Annotated in this window: 17 protein-coding genes and 1 tRNA gene; 15 read left to right on the forward strand and 3 right to left on the reverse strand. The window is 57.2% G+C overall.

Annotated elements, in window-relative coordinates:
* Positions 1–3 precede the first annotated feature (3 nt).
* The 5 genes from deoC (at position 4) to mrdA (ending at position 6,418) form a co-directional block, all read left to right on the forward strand.
* Entirely contained in the window at positions 4–783 is a 780-nt protein-coding gene (gene deoC / locus BBA90_RS05020) for a deoxyribose-phosphate aldolase (protein WP_065648200.1), read from the forward strand.
* 219 nt (positions 784–1,002) lie between these two features.
* Positions 1,003–2,325 carry a thymidine phosphorylase gene (gene deoA / locus BBA90_RS05025; RefSeq protein WP_065648201.1) on the forward strand — a complete coding sequence of 441 codons (1,323 nt, stop codon included), beginning with the start codon at positions 1,003–1,005 and terminating at the stop codon, positions 2,323–2,325.
* 95 nt (positions 2,326–2,420) lie between these two features.
* Positions 2,421–3,644: a phosphopentomutase gene (gene deoB / locus BBA90_RS05030; RefSeq protein ID WP_065648202.1), complete on the forward strand. Its 1,224-nt coding sequence runs from the start codon at positions 2,421–2,423 to the stop codon at positions 3,642–3,644.
* A 35-nt stretch (positions 3,645–3,679) separates the two neighbouring features.
* Positions 3,680–4,393 (forward strand): purine-nucleoside phosphorylase, encoded by a 714-nt coding sequence (deoD, locus tag BBA90_RS05035; protein WP_039380134.1) that lies wholly within the window; start codon positions 3,680–3,682, stop codon positions 4,391–4,393.
* A 150-nt stretch (positions 4,394–4,543) separates the two neighbouring features.
* Positions 4,544–6,418, forward strand: a complete 1,875-nt coding sequence (gene mrdA / locus BBA90_RS05040; protein WP_065648203.1) for a penicillin-binding protein 2 — start codon at positions 4,544–4,546, stop codon at positions 6,416–6,418.
* Between the two features lie 3 nt (positions 6,419–6,421).
* Here mrdA and BBA90_RS05045 read toward each other — a convergent pair whose 3' ends face one another.
* Positions 6,422–7,738 carry a methyl-accepting chemotaxis protein gene (locus BBA90_RS05045; protein ID WP_065648204.1) on the reverse strand — a complete coding sequence of 439 codons (1,317 nt, stop codon included), beginning with the start codon at positions 7,736–7,738 and terminating at the stop codon, positions 6,422–6,424.
* A gap of 196 nt (positions 7,739–7,934) precedes the next feature.
* Between BBA90_RS05045 and BBA90_RS05050 the strand changes: the two genes are divergently transcribed.
* Together BBA90_RS05050 and BBA90_RS05055 are read left to right on the forward strand one after the other, a co-directional pair.
* Positions 7,935–8,010: transfer RNA gene (locus BBA90_RS05050), tRNA-Phe, on the forward strand.
* 268 nt (positions 8,011–8,278) lie between these two features.
* Positions 8,279–9,472 carry an MFS transporter gene (locus BBA90_RS05055; RefSeq protein ID WP_065648205.1) on the forward strand — a complete coding sequence of 398 codons (1,194 nt, stop codon included), beginning with the start codon at positions 8,279–8,281 and terminating at the stop codon, positions 9,470–9,472.
* A 104-nt stretch (positions 9,473–9,576) separates the two neighbouring features.
* On the opposite strand, the gene BBA90_RS05060 is transcribed toward BBA90_RS05055, so the two are convergent.
* Both BBA90_RS05060 and BBA90_RS05065 read right to left on the reverse strand, forming a co-directional pair.
* A complete protein-coding gene (locus BBA90_RS05060; RefSeq protein WP_039380127.1) occupies positions 9,577–10,083 on the reverse strand; it encodes a ferritin-like domain-containing protein in 507 nt (168 codons plus the stop codon).
* Between the two features lie 18 nt (positions 10,084–10,101).
* Complete coding sequence (locus BBA90_RS05065) at positions 10,102–10,299, reverse strand: general stress protein (protein WP_065648206.1); 198 nt, start codon at positions 10,297–10,299, stop codon at positions 10,102–10,104.
* Between the two features lie 565 nt (positions 10,300–10,864).
* Between BBA90_RS05065 and BBA90_RS05070 the strand changes: the two genes are divergently transcribed.
* The 8 genes from BBA90_RS05070 to BBA90_RS05105 all read left to right on the forward strand — a co-directional run bounded on the left by BBA90_RS05070 (position 10,865) and on the right by BBA90_RS05105 (position 17,630).
* Positions 10,865–11,824 (forward strand): LysR family transcriptional regulator, encoded by a 960-nt coding sequence (locus BBA90_RS05070; protein ID WP_065648207.1) that lies wholly within the window; start codon positions 10,865–10,867, stop codon positions 11,822–11,824.
* A 246-nt stretch (positions 11,825–12,070) separates the two neighbouring features.
* Positions 12,071–13,525 carry an NAD(P)-binding domain-containing protein gene (locus tag BBA90_RS05075; protein WP_065648367.1) on the forward strand — a complete coding sequence of 485 codons (1,455 nt, stop codon included), beginning with the start codon at positions 12,071–12,073 and terminating at the stop codon, positions 13,523–13,525.
* On the forward strand, positions 13,522–14,004 hold the full coding sequence (locus BBA90_RS05080; protein ID WP_065648208.1) for a CMD domain-containing protein: 483 nt from the start codon (positions 13,522–13,524) through the stop codon (positions 14,002–14,004). Before BBA90_RS05075 ends, BBA90_RS05080 begins: the two co-directional genes overlap by 4 nt.
* Positions 14,001–14,567, forward strand: coding sequence for a peroxidase-related enzyme (locus tag BBA90_RS05085; protein ID WP_065648209.1), 567 nt, complete (start codon positions 14,001–14,003; stop codon positions 14,565–14,567). The genes BBA90_RS05080 and BBA90_RS05085 overlap by 4 nt, the downstream gene beginning before the upstream one ends.
* Before the next feature lie 9 nt (positions 14,568–14,576).
* Positions 14,577–15,314 carry an amino acid ABC transporter ATP-binding protein gene (locus BBA90_RS05090; protein WP_065648210.1) on the forward strand — a complete coding sequence of 246 codons (738 nt, stop codon included), beginning with the start codon at positions 14,577–14,579 and terminating at the stop codon, positions 15,312–15,314.
* 20 nt (positions 15,315–15,334) lie between these two features.
* The gene (locus tag BBA90_RS05095; RefSeq protein ID WP_065648211.1) at positions 15,335–16,150 is read left to right on the forward strand and encodes a transporter substrate-binding domain-containing protein; all 816 of its coding nucleotides are present in this window, start codon (positions 15,335–15,337) and stop codon (positions 16,148–16,150) included.
* A gap of 86 nt (positions 16,151–16,236) precedes the next feature.
* Positions 16,237–16,923, forward strand: a complete 687-nt coding sequence (locus BBA90_RS05100) for an amino acid ABC transporter permease (protein WP_206099892.1) — start codon at positions 16,237–16,239, stop codon at positions 16,921–16,923.
* A gap of 14 nt (positions 16,924–16,937) precedes the next feature.
* Positions 16,938–17,630 carry an amino acid ABC transporter permease gene (locus BBA90_RS05105; protein ID WP_065648213.1) on the forward strand — a complete coding sequence of 231 codons (693 nt, stop codon included), beginning with the start codon at positions 16,938–16,940 and terminating at the stop codon, positions 17,628–17,630.
* Positions 17,631–18,023: the final 393 nt, after the last annotated feature.

The following is an 18,023-nucleotide window of genomic DNA, read 5'->3' on the forward strand; positions in this document are numbered from 1 at the left end:
GTTATGACCGACCTTAATGCTGCTGCGCAGCGTGCGCTGCAACTGATGGATCTTACTACCCTGAATGACGATGACACTGATGAAAAAGTCATTGCGCTGTGTCATCAGGCAAAATCACCTGCGGGCAATACTGCGGCTATCTGTATCTATCCACGCTTTATTCCAATCGCGCGTAAAACGCTGCGCGAGCAGGGCACGCCTGAGGTGCGTATTGCGACCGTGACCAACTTCCCGCACGGTAATGCAGACGTTGAGATCGCACTGGCGGAAACGCGCGCGGCGATTGCTTACGGTGCTGATGAAGTGGATGTGGTGTTTCCGTATCGCGCCCTGATGGCAGGCGATCGCGATACCGGCTTTACGCTGGTGAAAGCGTGCAAAGAAGCGTGTGCAGCAGCGGGCGTACTGCTGAAAGTTATTATTGAGACCGGCGAGCTGAAAGAAGAGGCGCTGATCCGTGCGGCATCAGAAATTGCGATTGATGCCGGGGCTGATTTTATTAAAACCTCAACCGGTAAAGTGCCGGTGAATGCCACGCCGGACGTTGCCGCTATCATGCTGCAGGTTATTCGCGATAAAGGCGTGCAGCAGCAGGTTGGGTTTAAACCGGCCGGCGGTGTACGTACTGCAGAAGATGCCGCTCTTTACCTGAAGCTGGCCGACGATACCCTCGGTGAAGGCTGGGCGGATGCCCGTCACTTCCGCTTCGGCGCCTCCAGCCTGCTGGCAAATCTGCTCAACACGCTGGGCCACGCCACCAGCGGCAGCAAAGCGGGTTACTGATAGCGCCCGGGTTAAATCCCGTCGCGGCATCCGGCCAGGGGCGCATGAATGCGCCCCCTACGGGGTACGGAATCCAATATTTCCGTAGGGGCCGCATTAATGCGGCCCGGGTTGAATCCCGTCACGGCGTCCGGCCCGGGGCACATGAATGCGCCTCTGCGATAAAATGCAGTGCGCATTTATGCGCCGCGTACCTACCACCAATCACGGGAGGCAATCTTGTTCCTGCCACAGGAAATCATTCGTAAAAAACGTGACGGACAGCCGCTGAGCGAGGCGGAGATCCGCTTTTTCATCAACGGCGTGCGCGACGAAACCGTTTCGGAAGGACAAATCGCTGCGCTGGCGATGACCATCTATTTTAATGATATGAACCTGCAGGAACGCGTTGCGCTTACCATGGCGATGCGCGACTCAGGATCGGTCCTGAACTGGCAGTCACTGCAGCTCAACGGCCCGGTAGTGGATAAACACTCAACCGGTGGTGTAGGCGATGTGACCTCTCTGATGCTGGGCCCGATGGTTGCCGCCTGCGGTGGATATGTGCCGATGATCTCCGGACGCGGCCTCGGCCATACCGGCGGCACGCTGGATAAGCTTGAGGCCATTCCGGGCTTTGATATCTATCCCAGCGACGATCGTTTCCGCGACATAATCAAACAGGTGGGGGTGGCAATTATCGGCCAGACCCGCTCACTGGCACCCGCGGACAAACGCTTTTACGCCACGCGCGATATTACCGCCACGGTTGACTCCATACCGCTGATTACCGCTTCGATCCTCGCGAAAAAACTCGCAGAAGGGCTGGATGCGCTGGTGATGGATGTCAAAGTAGGCTCGGGCGCCTTTATGCCTACCTTTGCCGCGTCGGAACAGCTGGCGCAGGCGATTGTGCGGGTGGCGAACGGCGCGGGATGCAAAACCACCGCGCTGCTTACCGATATGAATCAGGTTCTGGCCTCCACCGCGGGTAACGCGCTGGAGGTGCGCGAGGCCGTGCAGTTCCTGACCGGCGAGGCGCGTAATCCGCGTCTGTATGAGGTCACTATGGCGCTTTGCGCCGAAATGCTGATTTCCGGCCAGCTGGCAGCGAATGACACGGAAGCGCGGCAGAAACTGCAGCAGGTGCTGGATAACGGTAAAGCTGCCGAGGTATTCGCACGCATGGTGGCGGCCCAGAACGGCCCGGCAGATTTTGTCGAGCGGATGGATCACTACCTGCCGGTGCCAGCTTTCAGCAGACCGCTCTATGCAGAAAAAGCGGGGATAGTCAGCGCCATGGATACGCGGGCGCTGGGCATGGCGGTGGTGGCGCTGGGCGGCGGGCGGCGGCAGGCCAGTGATGCAATCGACTACAGCGTAGGTCTGAGCAATATGATCGCACTGGGCAGCCGTGCGGATACGCAGCGGCCGCTGGCGGTGATCCATGCCGCATCGGAAGCGCAGTGGCAGGAAGCCGCGCAGGCGGTCAGAACCGCCATCGTACTGAGCGACCAGGCGCCTGAAACCACGCCCGTGGTGTATCGCCGCATCAGTGAATAGTGGCGTTACTGCGTGCCAGACAGCAGCCATTCAGGTATACTGATCTGATCGCTTTTTTTTGACTTGTCATCGCGCCTGGCGCGCAGGAGACTTGCATGAAACGTGCTTTTATTATGGTTCTCGACTCCTTCGGCATCGGTTCCAGTAAAGATGCTGACAAATTTGGTGATGCCGGATCGGATACGCTGGGTCACATCGCTGAAGCCTGTTTTGAAGGTCGCGCAAATGAAGGGCGCGAAGGCCCGTTACATCTGCCAAACATGACCGCGCTCGGTCTTGGCAAAGCGGCAGAGCTCTCGACCGGCCGTTTTCCGCCGGGACTGGATCCTGACGCTGAAATTATCGGCGCTTATGCTTACGCCAGCGAACTCTCTTCCGGGAAAGATACCCCTTCCGGCCACTGGGAAATTGCCGGTGTACCGGTCCTGTTCGACTGGGGCTACTTCAGCGATAAAGAGAACAGCTTTCCGCAGGCGCTGCTGGATAAGCTGGTGGAGCGCGCCGGTCTGCCGGGCTATCTCGGTAATTGCCACTCTTCCGGTACAGTGATCCTCGATCAGCTGGGTGAAGAGCATATGAAAACCGGTAAACCGATTTTCTATACTTCAGCAGACTCAGTGTTCCAGATTGCCTGCCACGAAGAGACGTTCGGTCTTGAGCGGCTGTATGAACTGTGTGAAATTGCCCGTGAAGAGCTGACGGAAGGCGGCTACAACATTGGTCGCGTGATTGCCCGTCCGTTTGTGGGTGATAAAGCGGGCAGCTTTGAGCGCACCGGCAACCGTCACGATCTGGCCGTTGAGCCGCCATCACCGACCATGCTGAAAAAGCTGGTTGATGAGAAGGGCGGGGAAGTGATCTCGGTAGGCAAAATTGCCGATATCTACGCCCATCAGGGTATCACGCAGAAAGTGAAAGCCACCGGGCTCGACGCGCTGTTTGACGCCACGATTGAGCAGATGAAAAAGGCGCCTGACACCTCTATCGTCTTTACTAACTTTGTTGATTTCGACTCAACCTGGGGGCATCGCCGCGATATCGCAGGCTATGCCGGCGGGCTGGAACTGTTTGACCGCCGTCTGCCAGAGCTGATGGCGCTGGTGCAGGAGGGCGACATCCTGATTCTGACCGCTGACCACGGCTGCGATCCCAGCTGGGAAGGCACCGAGCATACGCGTGAGCATATCCCCATCCTGATTTACGGTCCGGGCGTTAAGCCGGGGTCGCTGGGCTATCGCGACACCTTTGCTGATATCGGCCAGACCATTGCCGCGTACTTTGGCCTCTCCAGCATGGACTATGGCAAAAGCATGCTGTAAAACAGCGCACAATTTTTTGAAAAGGAATAAGAACCATGGCAACGCCACATATTAATGCAGAAATGGGTGATTTCGCGGACGTCGTACTGATGCCTGGCGACCCGCTGCGTGCAAAGCACATCGCTGAGACCTTCCTGGACGATGTTGTGGAAGTTAACAATGTACGCGGTATGCTTGGTTTCACCGGCACCTATAAAGGCCGTAAGATTTCGGTAATGGGCCACGGTATGGGGATCCCATCCTGCTCAATCTATACCAAAGAGCTGATTACCGATTTCGGCGTGAAGAAAATCATCCGTGTCGGCTCCTGCGGCGCGGTTCGCGCTGACGTGAAACTGCGTGATGTGGTAATTGGTCTGGGTGCCTGCACCGACTCCAAAGTAAACCGTATGCGTTTTAAAGATCACGATTTTGCAGCGATTGCTGACTTTGACATGGTACGTAATGCCGTTGACGCAGCAAAAGCGCTGGGCGTTGACGCACGTGTCGGCAACATCTTCTCTGCGGATCTGTTCTACACGCCCGATCCGCAGATGTTTGATGTCATGGAGAAGTACGGCATCCTCGGCGTTGAGATGGAAGCCGCAGGGATCTACGGCGTGGCGGCAGAGTTTGGTGCGAAAGCGCTGACCATCTGCACCGTCTCTGACCATATCCGCACGCACGAACAGACCAGCGCGGCAGAGCGTCAGACCACCTTCAACGACATGATCAAAATTGCACTGGAATCGGTGCTGCTGGGCGACTAAATTCGCCTGTGTCCGGGTGCGCATAAAGGCGCGCCCGGCCCTCCCGCCGTAAACATCTGACACACTTTTACCCAGGCTTGTGCATCTTCAGGCTGGCTCTGACGCTCACGCTGTTTATCATTAGCGCGATAATAAAGAGATCCTATCCTGATGAATTTTCGTAATTTCGAAGCTGAAGAAAAACTGTTTGCCCGGCGGGCGCTGGTGGCCTTTGCGCTGGTGGTCACCTGCTTTATCGTTCTGGGCATCAATCTCTATCGTCTGCAGGTCCGTCAGCACCGCTACTATCAGACGCGATCCAACGAAAACGACATCAAAATGATCCCTGTCGCCCCCACGCGCGGGCTGATTTACGATCGCAACGGCATCCCGCTGGTACGCAATGTCACCTGGTATGACGTACTGGTCACGCCTTATAAAGTCAGCGATATGGCGGCAACGCTGCGCGCCCTGACGCCGCTGCTTGATCTGACACCCGATGACATTGATGCCTTCCGGCATGCGCTGCAGCACAGCAGCCGCTATAAGCCGGTCGAGCTGAAAGCAGAGCTTACCGATCGTCAGGTGGCGCACTTTGCCGTGAACCAGTTTCGCTTTACCGGCGTCAGCGTGGCCACTTATCAGGATCGTGAATACCCCTATGGCGCCGACCTGGCGCACGTGGTGGGCTACGTCTCCAAAATCAACGACGGTGACTACAGGCGGCTGAATGAGGCGGGCACGGGCGAGAACTACGCCGCTGACCATAACATCGGCAAGCAGGGTATTGAAGGCTACTATGAATCTTTGCTGCACGGCAAAACCGGCTACCAGGAAGTTGAAGTCGATAACCATGGCCGCATCGTGCGCGTGCTGAAAGAGGTCCCGCCGGTGGCAGGTAAAAATATTTACCTGACCCTCGATCTGCATCTGCAGCAGTATGTTGAGCAGCAGCTGGCTGGCCAGCGCGCGGCGGTACTGATTGAAGATCCGCACGACGGCAGCGTGCTGGCGATGGTCTCCAGTCCCAGCTACGATCCCAACCCGTTTGTAAAAGGTATCAGCTATAAAGCCTACAAAGCGCTGCTGCAGAATAAAGATTTGCCGCTTATCAACCGCGTTACCCAGGGTCTCTATCCGCCCGCTTCCACGGTAAAGCCTTATATGGCGATCTCTGCGCTGATGACCCACACCATTACGCCCGCGACCACCTTTTTTGGTGCGCCCACCTGGACCCTGCCCGGCACGCACCGTACCTGGCGCGACTGGAAAAAATCGGGCCACGGTATGCTGGACGTGACCAAAGCGATTGAGGAGTCGGCAGACACCTTTTTCTATCAGGTGGCCTTTATGATGGGTATCGACCGCATTCACACCATGCTGAGCCAGTTTGGCTATGGCAAGTCAACCGGTATCGATCTCAACGAAGAGTACGCCGGTTTGCTGCCCGACCGCGCCTGGAAACAGAAGGTGCATAAACGAGCGTGGTATCAGGGCGATACGGTGTCGGTCGGGATCGGGCAGGGCTACTGGATCGCCACCCCGATTCAGATGGTCAAGGCGATGGTGGCGCTGATCAATAACGGCAAAGTGATCGCGCCGCATCTGCTGGCAAAAGCGCAGCGTGGCCGCTGGCAGCAGCGTTATCAGCCCGTCAGGCCGCAGCCGCAGATTGGTGAGGCGACCTCACCCTACTGGGGGCTGGTGCGTCGGGCGATGTTTGGTATGGCTAACGCCCCTAACGGCACCGGTTATAAATATTTCCATACCGCGCCATACGGCATTGCGGCCAAGTCCGGGACGTCACAGGTGTTCAGCCTGAAGCAGAACCAGACCTATAATGCGAAAACGATCCCGATCCGGCTGCGCGATCATATTTTTTATACCGCCTTTGCGCCGTTCAGCGATCCTAAAGTGGCGATTGCGCTGATTCTGGAAAACGGCGGCAATGAGAACGTGACCGCCGCGCCGGTAATGCGCAATATTCTCGATCATATCTTCCTGCCGCCGGTGTCAGCCACGCCGCTGCAGACAGCAGGCCAGTAGCGGCTACTCCTCTTTCAGCGTCGCGGTGACGTGGCCGATCGCGCGGACCACCTCACCAGAGCTGTCGCGGATCTCTGCCATCATGTCGCCCGCCTCCTGAGCAAGCTGCACGCCCTGATCGGCACGCTTCAGATTAGATGCGATGCCCTGCAGCGCTTTCTCCGCCAGCAGATGGTTGTCACGTACCCGGTTTTCGATTTCGGTGGTGGCGCGATTGATATTTTCCGCCAGCGCACGGACCTCATTCGCCACCACGGCAAAGCTGCGTCCATGCTGTCCGGCACGCGCCGCCTCAACCGCCGCGTTCAGCGCCAGCAGGTTGGTCTGTTCGGCAATACGGCGAATACTCTCCACAATTGCGCCAATGCGATCGGAGGAGTCGCTGAGGTTATTAATATCCCCGGAGATATCATGCAGTTCACCTGCCAGCGCATTGATGGTCTGCACGCTGTTCTCCAGTACCGTAGCGCCCAGCCGGGTGCTTTCGCTGGTCTGCAGTGCCGTCTGGTACGCCTGCTGTGCGGCGTCGCGCTCCTGCTGACTCTTCTCCACCTGCGAGGTCACATCGGTGGCGAATTTGACGATTTTATAGAGCGTGCCCGTTTCATTAAAAACCGGATTGTAAGTAGCGCGCAGCCAGACGGTGCGGCCCTGTTTATCCACGCGCTGAAACTGTCCGGAAATGTATTCGCCCTGATTAAGCTTCTGCCAGAAGCGACGATAGGTGTTACTTTGCTGCATTTCCGGGGGACAGAACTGACTGTGGTGCCGGCCAAGGATCTCCTGCTCCCGGTAGCCCATGGTTTTAAGAAAATTATCATTTGCCATCAGCACTTCGCCCTGCAGATTAAAGGCGATGACTGCCATTGAGCGATCGATAGCCGCCGTCATGGCCCGCTGCTCCTGCGTATCCAGAATATGTGCCGTAATGTCACTCGCCAGCTTGACGATTTTTATCACCCGGCCGCTGCGGTCCTGCACCGGCACATAATTGGCTTCCAGCCAGACCGGACGGCTGTGTTTAGCCACGCGCAGAAATTTATCGCTGAACCCCTCGCCGCGGTTGAGCCGCTGCCAGAAATCGCGGTACTGGGGCGAATGCACCATGTCAGGTGTACAGAACAGTGCGTGATGCTGACCGGCAATCTCCGGCAGGGTATAGCCCATACGCTCCAGAAACAGATCGTTGGCGGTAATGATTTTGCCATCCGGCGTAAACTCAATCATGGCAATCACATCCTGCAATGAACTGAGCGTTGCGCGGCTGCGCTTTTGCCACGCAAGGCGTGACATAATACCTGATGCAATAGTGCTGAACATGGCGGACCTTTTTATGTTTATTGGATGTCAGCACGGTTATCGGCACCTGGCCGCAAAAATCCATCGCAGCAGCGCAGCAGAGTGTGTCAAAATTTAAGCAGCACGCACCGCGGCTGCTCTAAAAGTCATCAGTCAGCGCGTATTTGCTGAAAAGCGTTTGACGCTGCGGCCGGCGTAGGGTTTAATGCGCCCCGTTGCCCGAATAGCTCAGTCGGTAGAGCAGCGGATTGAAAATCCGCGTGTCCCTGGTTCGATTCCGGGTTCGGGCACCAAAATTCAGAAAACCCGGCCTTATGGCCGGGTTTTTGCTTTTCAGCACGCTCATACTTCGCTCTGCGCTTCAGCATATATCCTTCGCTCAACCCTCTGACGCTGTCAGCCTACGCTTACCTGCAGCTGCATAATTGCATGCAGACACAGGCAGCCCGGATGGCTGCGCATATTGCTTTCATTTGGTTACTTTTACGTTTCGTGACTTTTCCTGAATTTTTGCCATTACTTAACAGGCTGACTCTCACTAAAAAATCAGGAACACGAGCAATGCCGATACGATCGCTGCAGGCGCTTTGTCTGGTGAGCTTTTTTCTCGCTGACGTGCGCGACGGGCTGGGCCCTTTTCTGGGGATCTTTTTAACGCAGCGTGACTGGCAGCCAAACGACGTCGGTCTGGTGATGACGGCGGGCGGCCTGGCCGGGCTTATCGCCACGCTGCCGGCCGGTATTATTACGGATGCGACGCGCTACAAACGTCTGCTGCTGCTGTGCGGCTGCGCGCTGATCACCGTTGCCACGCTGTGGCTCTGGTACTCACAGCAAACCTGGGTGGTGGCCACTACGCAGATTATCAGCGGGGTTTCTGCCGCGTTTATTGCACCGGTGCTGGCAGGGATCACGCTGGGTCTGGCCGGGCAGCGCGGCTTTAACCGGCAGATGGGGCGAAACGAAGCGTTTAATCACGCCGGAAACATGAGCGCTGCGCTGATTGCCGGTGCAGCGACCTGGTACTGGGGTACCGGTTCGGTGTTTATTCTGATGACAGCGATGGCGCTGCTGACCTCACTGGCTATCCTGGCTATCCGCGGAAACGATATTGATCATCAGGCGGCGCGCGGTCTGGATGCATCTGCAGGCAGCGCAGTTCCGCGCCTCTCCGACCTGACGCGCAACGCGCCGCTGATGACCACAGGCATCACGCTGCTGCTGTTTCACCTGGCGAATGCCGCCCTGCTGCCGATGCTCAGTATGCGCGTGGCCGCCTCACCGGGTGGCATGAACCCCGGTGTCTACGCTGCGGCGACCGTGATTATCTCGCAGGCGGTGATGATCCCGGTGGCGCTGTGGACGGCCGCGCGCGCTGAGACGCTGGGGTATCAGCGTCTCATTATGCTGGCACTGCTGCTGCTGCCGGTACGCGCGATGCTCGCCGCCAGTTTTACCGATCCCTGGCTGATGATCCCGGTTCAGATACTGGACGGCATTGCAGCCGGTACGCTGGGCGTTGCGGTGCCAGGCTACATTGTGCAGCTGCTGCGCGGCAGCGGACACGTTAATGCCGGGCAGAGTGCGGTGATGCTGATGCAGGGCGCAGGTGCCGCATTGAGTCCGGCGCTGACCGGCATGATTGTCAGGCACTACTCCTATAGCGTGGCGTTTAGCACGCTGAGCGTGATTGCGCTGACAGCGCTGCTGATCTGGTGGCAGGGAAGACGATTAGCACTGGCCAATGAGGCATAAAAAAAGCCAGCACAGAAGCAACCTTACTGTGCTGGCTGGCCAGCTGGCCGATAGATAATATGCAATGTCAAAGTCTGGGGAAGAAAATCAAAGCGCAGCTAACGCTATTTCTTTGCTTCTACGCCCGGTGTACTGGAGCGGATAAGAAACTGTTTTGTAACGTCGCCTAAGTGGTTGGCAGTCCAGTCGGCCATCGCCTGTTCCTGCTCGCGAATGCGGGTAAAAATTGACACGCTTTCACTGTCGTTAAGCTGTTCCGCCGCCGCGATCAGCGCGGTATAATTCGCGATCTCAAAGTTCTCAAATACGTTGCCGCTGATAGCGCCTTTAACCACCTCATCTTCAGTCATCATGCCACCGACTGCCTGGCCAAACGCCGACAATTTTCCTGCGGCATCTTTGATCACTGAACGGGACGTGTCATAACGGTCGATTACGCTCTGCACCAGCTGCTGCTGCTCACGTGTTTCATCGATATGCTGCTCAATACGCGCTTTGAGATCGGGATAGTGCTCGAGCCGGGCTGCCATTTTTTCCAGCATGCTCTCAGCCTGCTTCTCCATAGCGTGTGCATCTCTGACCCAGTCAATAAAGTGTTCTTCGTAAGTCATTAGATTCTCCCGTTAATGTTAAGCCTGTGCACTCTGTGCAGCGTCTTTATCTGTGGTACGACGACTTTTCTTACCCCCCTTGCGGCCCGCTTCAATTGCGCGCTCAGGGTTATTGCGAAAGTTACCGCCGCTGACCTGGCCGCCTTTTTTCCCGGCCTCGCGGGCGCGTTCAGGATTCATGGCAAAATTGCCGGCACCACCACGTGGATTGCTCATCATTTACTCCTCAGAGGGTAAGGCATATTAAAGTATTTAGTTTGCAACTTAAGGTTAGCGTTATTTCCTGGATTCACAAGTACACCAGCCAGGAATAATCTTAATTGGCTTTTTTATATTTTTTTGTTTTTTTGTCGGCCTGATTTATAAGAGTTCAATTCTTTTTTTGTACAAAGAAATATTATTTGTACAATCAATTGCGCTTCGCTTTTTTTTGAGATTTATTGTTTATTTTTATTAAGTTAAATCCGTCAGCGGTGTTTCTGCTAACTTGTACAATTTTACCATGTACTGTACAGATTTATATTATCGGGTGAGAGCATATTGTATGAGGAAAATTAAGCGCAGCGGTGGGGAATATTGCAGAAATTTAACATGTCACTTTTTATCCGTTGATTTTGTCTGACTGAGATCATTCCAGCGGAGGCAATAATATATTCTGGAGTGGCCATTACATAAATAGCGACTTTCAGGTTGTGCAGTGACTTATCGGGTCTCTGCCCCTTATGATGGCGGTATCACTTATGCTCAGCCTGGTGAACAACCATGCAGGAACCACTACGTAATGAACTTACTCAACGATCTTGATCTGCGTCAGCTGGAAGCGTTCGCGGCGGTCATTGCAGCGGGCAGTGTTACCGCAGCAGCCAAAGCGCTGAATCGCTCACAGCCTGTGGTTTCACGCCAGCTGCAGGAGCTGGAACTCTCCCTGGGTTATCCGCTGTTTATCCGTAATGGCCCGCGCATTCATCCTTCAGAAGAGGCGCTGCAGCTACATCAGTATGTGCAGAAAGCACTGCTCTCTTTGCAGCAGATCCGGCTGCGCGCGCAGGAGATAGCGCAGCAGCAGCAGCGTCCGCTCAGTATTGCGGCTACGCCAGCGCTGGCGGCGGGACTGCTGCCGCAGGCGCTGGCAGCGATTGGCCTGCACAACAAAGTACAGATTATCAGTGAGTCTGCTGCGCAAACGGCGCACGCGGTAATCACCGCCGAGGCGGACATCGGCCTCTGCAGCCTGCCGCTGGAGCATGATGCGGTGGTACTGCACTGGATTGGCCACGCGCGCTGTGTGGTGGCGCTGCCGGATAGCGATCCACTTGCGGCGCAGCCGCAGGTGTCGCTCAGCCAGCTGGCAGGCCGGCGACTTATCGCACCCTGGAATCCGCAGCGCCTGCGCGGACGTTATGAAAAAGCGCTAAAGCGCGTGAATACGCCGCTGCCGGAAACCATTGAAACAAACTCATCAGCAAATATTCTTGGCTGCGTTCGTGCCGGGCTGGGCGTGGCGATTCTGGAGCCGGTATCCGGCTGGGGAATACCGCTGGCAGGCGTCACTATTTGTACGCTGGAAGAGGATATTCCCTACTATTTTGGCGTGGTCACGCCACAGGGACGTCAGATCACTGCAGCCGCACAGGCGCTGGTAGAGGCGCTCGCTACTGCTGCTGCCTCCCTGTTACCCGATTTTCAGCGGCTGGCCTCCAGCGAACACACCCGCGTCATGCGGCTTATCAATCAGCTTTAGCACGGCTGAATGGCGCAGTGACGGGCTTATAACTATTCCGGCATAAGATATAAGAAATCCATTGGTTAAATGCTGAGCGCAATTATTGACTCCGCCCGGTCGCAGGAGGAGTATGCAAAGCCTCAGCTTTTACTATGCGTATTAACAATCATTAGCCGGTAACTATGTGTTATCAGGATAATAAATCCGGCGGTTGTGGGTATGCGTTTGACAGCGTTTTTTGCGCTGACATCAGGGGATACTTATATGACTTCAGCTGCCGATGGTCTGGCTGCGCTGGAAGCTCAGCTACAGCAGGACCTGGAATACCTTGAACTGCCCGCAAAACCCTGGGTGCCTGTGCACACGGCTTATGACCAGCCGGTGCGCGATGTCGTCGTGATCGGTGCCGGAATGTGCGGCCTGGCGGCGACGGCCCGGCTGCAGCTGGCGGGCATCACCAATAGCATCGCTTACGACACTGCACCAGCAGGGGAGGAGGGGCCGTGGGTCACGTTTGCCCGCATGGAGACGCTGCGTTCCCCTAAATCGCTGCAGGGACCGGCACTCGGTCTGGCCTCGCTGACCTTTCGCGCATGGTACACCGCGCAGTGGGGAAAAGCGGCATGGCAGGCGCTGGACAAAATCCCGAAAGAGATGTGGATGAACTATCTGGTCTGGTACCGGCAGGTACTCAATCTGCCGGTACAGAACGGCGTCCGCGTTACCGCCATTGAACCTGCCGGATCGCTGATTGCGCTGACGCTGGAAGGCGCCACGCCGGCACGCGTTTATACCCGCCGGCTGGTACTGGCAACCGGCCGTTCCGGCCTGGGCGGCGTTGCCGTGCCATCCTTTTTACAGGGTGTCGATCGCCGCTTCTGGGCACACTCCGCCGACAACATCAACTTCAGTGCGCTGCAGGGTAAGCGGGTTGCGGTGATCGGAGCCGGTGCCTCTTCGATGGATAATGCCGCAACCGCGCTGGAGCAGGGCGCTGCCAGGGTGGATCTGCTGATTCGTCGTCAGGCGATGCCGCGCATCAATAAGATGACCGGCATCGGCAGTCAGGGCGTGGTACACGGTATGTATCAGCTGCCGGATGCGTGGAAATGGGCGTTTGTAGAGTATACCGCCACCACCCAGACGCCGCCGCCGCGCGCCTCCACCCTGCGCGTTTCACGCCACACCAATGCCCGTTTTCTGCTGAACTGCGCCATTAATGCCGTCAGGCCTGAAGGCGATGAGCTGGTGATTGAGACAACCCAGGGGCCGCTGCGCTATGACTACCTGATCGCTGCCACCGGCTTCAGCAATGACTTCAGCGGCAGATCCGAATTTGCTGCCATCGCCCCGCATATCCGTCGCTGGGCAGATGGTCGTTATCAGCCTGCCATGGGGCCGGCCCGCCAGAACATGCTGGAGGCGCCCGACCTCGGACCCGGATTTGAATTTCGCGAGCGTACGCCTGGTGCCTGCCCGGTGCTTTCACACATTCACTGTTTCAATGATGCCGCCATGCTGACGCACGGCAAAGTCTCCGGTGATATCCCTGCGGTAAGCGCCGGTGCCGATCGACTGGTGCGGGCAATTGCCGCCTCGCTGTTTGCCGAGGACGTGGAGCAGCACTATGCCAGCCTGCAGGCGTATGACATCCCTGAATTACAGGGAGATGAATGGGTGGACGCCACCCCCTTACTGAATCAGGAGAATGCGTTATGAGTGACGCTATCGATCGCGCCGCCGGGCTGACCCCTGACGCGGCGCTCTACCAGACGCGGCGCCTGCGACCGGAATTTGTTGATGGCGCTGAGGCATGCCGTCGCTCCGTGCTGACACCGGAAGATGACCAGGGCCTCTCTGCAGCCCTGCGGCTGGCGCTGGCACAGCGTATGGCACGGCTGAATCAGGATAGCGCGCTGGAGCAGGCGTATCAGCATCAACTGGCGCAGCTGCAGCCGGCAGATGAGCTGCTGGCGCTGGCAGAAGGCGCGATGCCGGCAAGTGAACCGCTGGCGACGATTGTCCGTCATACCGATCTGATTACGTGCCAGCCGGTGCAGGCCACAGAACAGCATATCCGGCTGCTGGAGCAGGCGGGACTGAATAATCCGCAGATTGTGGCGCTTTCTGAGCTTATTGCCTTTATTAACTTCCAGACGCGCGTTGCGGCTGGTCTGCGCCTGCTGAGGTCAGCATGATCCCTTCTGTTTCCCTGAAGCCGCTGCACTGGCACCCCTATATTGCGCCGGTGAGCGTAGACGACGCCACGCCTGCCCAGCGCGATGCGATGAAAATCACACCGTCTAACAAGAAGGTGTCGGAGTATGTCCGCACGCTGGTACACGATCCGGAAAGCTACACCGCACGCACCGGGCTGTTCAACGCCATCATGTATGTTGAGGGCGGCCTGAATCGCGCCGATCGTGAGCTGGGTGCGCTGGGCGCGTCAATCGTGAACGGCTGCCGCTACTGCGCGGTGGTGCATGCGCGCCGGCACGTGCAGCTGGCTGATAACGACGCGGTGGTCAGTGCAATCTATTTTGACCGCGCTGATGCCCTGGGCGAGCGCGATGCAGCGATCTACCGCTTTGCCCGCCGCCTGTCGGTCACGCCAGCCGAAGCGACGGCAGAAGATATTGCGCCGCTGCGTGCGGCCGGAATGGACGATCGGGAGATTATCGACCTGATCCATGCTATCGCCATCTTTGGCTGGGCCAACCGTCTGATGCATGTGCTGGGCCATGCTGACCTGAATAAATAGGGCAACGCCATGTTAGAACTTAATAATATTACGCTCGCCTATGGCAACAACCCGATTCTGAAAGGGGTCGATCTGACGGTAAAGCGGGGCGATGTGGTGTCAATTATCGGGCCAAGCGGCACCGGTAAAACCACGCTGCTGCGCTGCATTAATTATCTGGCGAAACCCTCAGCGGGGACGATCGCGCTCGATCAGATCCGCATGGACTATCGCAAACCGGATAAAGCGGCGATCCAGGCGATCCGCCTGCGGACCGCGATGGTTTTTCAGCAGTTCAACGTCTTTAAGAACATGACGGTGCTGGAGAATGTGATGGATCCGCTGATCGTGATCCAGCGCAAAAGCCGCCAGGAAGCGCGGACCATTGCGCTTGAGGAGCTGGAACGGGTCGGACTCGGCGCGAAAGCCGATCACTATCCTTCCCAGCTCTCCGGCGGACAGCTGCAGCGCACCGGTATTGCCCGCGCGCTGGCGGTGCGGCCGGAGGTGATCCTGTTTGACGAACCGACGTCCTCACTGGATCCGGAACTGGTGGGCGAGGTGCTGAAGGTGATTAAAGATGTCACTTCTTCAGGCATTACCTCGCTGCTGGTCACGCATGAAATGCAGTTTGCGAAAAGTGTCTCTAACCGCATTGTGTTTATGGATCAGGGTGTGGTCGCCGCGCAGGGAACGCCGGCGGAGATGTTTGAAAACCCGACCCTGCCACGGCTTGCCCAGTTTCTCAGCTCAGAACGCGTATTCTAATAATCAGAGGAGTGAAGATCATGCCTGCACTTAAAACAACATTACGTCGCCTGGCTGCGCCCGGCATCATCGCACTGGCGCTGGTCAGCGGCAGCAGCTTTGCCGACGCGGTACGCACCGTCAAAATCGCTACCGCTGCAGAGTCCAAGCCGCTCTCCTGGGGCGCGATTGGTCATGAGCCGCAGGGCTATGAACCCGACGTGCTGAAAGCGATTAATGCCAGACTGCCGCAGTATAAATTTGTGATGGAAGGCGCTGCGGATATCGCTCAGGAGACGGGGCTGGCAACCGGCAAATATGATATGGCAACCGGCGGCTATTATAAGGCCCCGGCGCGCAGCAAACAGTTCCTCATCCCGGACGCACCGATGGGCGCCAGCCTGATGAAGATCTACAGCCGCAGCGACAGCACCATTCAGGGCATGAAAGATCTGGTGGGTAAAAAAATTGTCCCGGTGACCGCGGGTGGCGGGGTCTATAAGTTTGTGACGCAGTGGCAGCAGGATAATCCGAATGACAAGATCGCCATCAAAGCCTCCAGTGCTGGCGTGCCTTATCCGGATCGCCTGAAAGAAGTGCAGAACGGCAAGTATGATGCGCTGATCCTGCCATCAAACCTCGGCGAGCAGACGGTTATTGATAACCAGAAGCTGGCTATCAAAGCGAGCGAGCCGGTGGCGATTAACAACACCTATGTGCTGCTGCATCGTTCAGCAGAGAATCAGGCGCTGAGCAAAGACATTACCAGGGCGCTGCAGGACCTCAAAGCGGACGGCACGCTGGATAAGCTGGCGCAGAAGTGGTTTGGTGAAGACGTCACGAAATATATGCAGTAACGGATTCACAAGCAGATACCGCGCCGGCTCTCTGGCAGGCGCGGCTCTATAGTAAGCAGGAGTGTTTCACCGTGAATCTATCCGCCATGATCCCCGAGCTGTTATCAGCGCTGCCGCTGACGCTCGGTATTATGTTTGTTGCGATGCTGGCTGGCTTTGTCCTGGCGCTGATCGCGACGCTGTTCCGCGTCCGTCGTATTCCGCTGGTGAGCCAGCTGGCCGATCTGTACGTCTCCTATGCGCGCAGTGTGCCGGTGGTTCTGCAGCTGTTTGTCGCGTTCTATGGCCTGCCGCTGATGACACAGCAGCTTGGTTTTACTGATTTTGTCTCCCCCAATCTGGCGGCCATGATTGGCCTGAGCTTCTACCATGGGGGCTATCTTTCCGAAGTCATGCGTCCGGCATTTCTGGCGGTAGAGCGTGGTCAGCACGATGCGGCGGACAGCCTGGGTTACGGCTTTCGTCACAAGATGCTGCGTGTGGTAGGACCGCAGGCGGTGCACTTTGCGCTGCCGGGCTACGGTAACGCGATCATTTACCTGATCCATAACGTTGCGCTGGTGATGTATATCGGTGCCGCCGATGTGATGGCAACGGCGCATCTGATTATGGAGCGCGACTATAACCAGTATCAGTTTGGGACCTATCTGGTACTGGCGGTGATCTATTCGCTGCTCTGTCTGGTCGCCTGGCTGATTATTCGTTTCTTTGAACAGCGTCATGCGAAGTACAGCGCCAAAGCGGCGCGCGTCAAGCTGACCGCCAGCGTCTGAGCAGGAGAGCGCGCATGTTTGATACTGAAGTACTACTGCCCGATTTCTGGAGCATTCTGGATGCGGTCCCGGTTACGCTGCTGATGGCGGTGACGGTGTTTATCTGTTCTACGCTGCTGGGCGGACTGTTTGCGTATATCGAGCATCAGCGTATTCCGCTGCTGCGTCAGCTGGTGACGGTTTACAAAATTGCCTTTAAAGGCGTGCCGATGGTGGTGGTGATTTTTCTCGCCTACTACGGCCTGCCATCCGCGCTGCACTTTTTCGCTACGCTGTTTAACGTTGAGGTGAATGCTCACTCCCTGCCTAACTGGGTGATTATCATCGTCGCGCTGAGCGCCTGCGTGGCCGCGTTTCAGGCGGAAGTGTGGAAAGGGGCGCTGAACTCGTTTGACAGCGGTCAGTCCGACGCCGCGCTGTCGCTGGGCTACAGCGGTGGCCAGCTGTTCCGGCGCGTGATGTTCCCTCAAATCATCGTGGCGGCGATCCCGGATCTGGCCAACGCCTTTATGGTGATCATGAAAGCGCTGTCGCTCGCTTTTGCTATCGAAGTGGTGGATATCTTTGCGCAGGCGCAGCTGACGGCGGCGCTGAACTTCTACTATCTCGAAGCGTTTCTGATTGCCGTGGTGTTTTATATGGTGATCGCCTGGGTGGTGACAAAGGTTGCCGATCTGATTGAAGCGCGGCTGCGCGTCAGGACCTGAGAGAAGAGGGCATTCGCCACGGGCGCCGGTTCCGGGACGGGCACCGGTTCCGTTCGCCACGGAGGCTGGCCGCCGGTTCCGTTCGCCGTCAGCGCCGGCAGCTGCCTCTGTCCCGGCACGGCGACCGGGCAGAGGACGCCTGGCCGCGCCCTCTGCACTCCCCGGCCCTGCGCCAGCCCCGCCCGCCGCTGCGCGGTTCCCTCGCTCACGCCCGCTTCCCGGGGACCGGCCGCCATTCGCTCCTGCTCACCGCGCCCTTTCGCCGACGTCCTGTCGGCTCATCCCGGAACCGCGCCCTCCCTCGGCGGACCCGGATGGCGCTTCCCCCGGCTGCTGCTTTTTTTCTCTCTATTATGTTTTTTTATGGCTGTGGGTTCTGTCCGCAGGTTCAGA

Origin of the sequence: Pantoea eucrina (genome assembly GCF_001691555.1) — a bacterium.
GTDB lineage: Bacteria > Pseudomonadota > Gammaproteobacteria > Enterobacterales > Enterobacteriaceae > Pantoea > Pantoea borealis.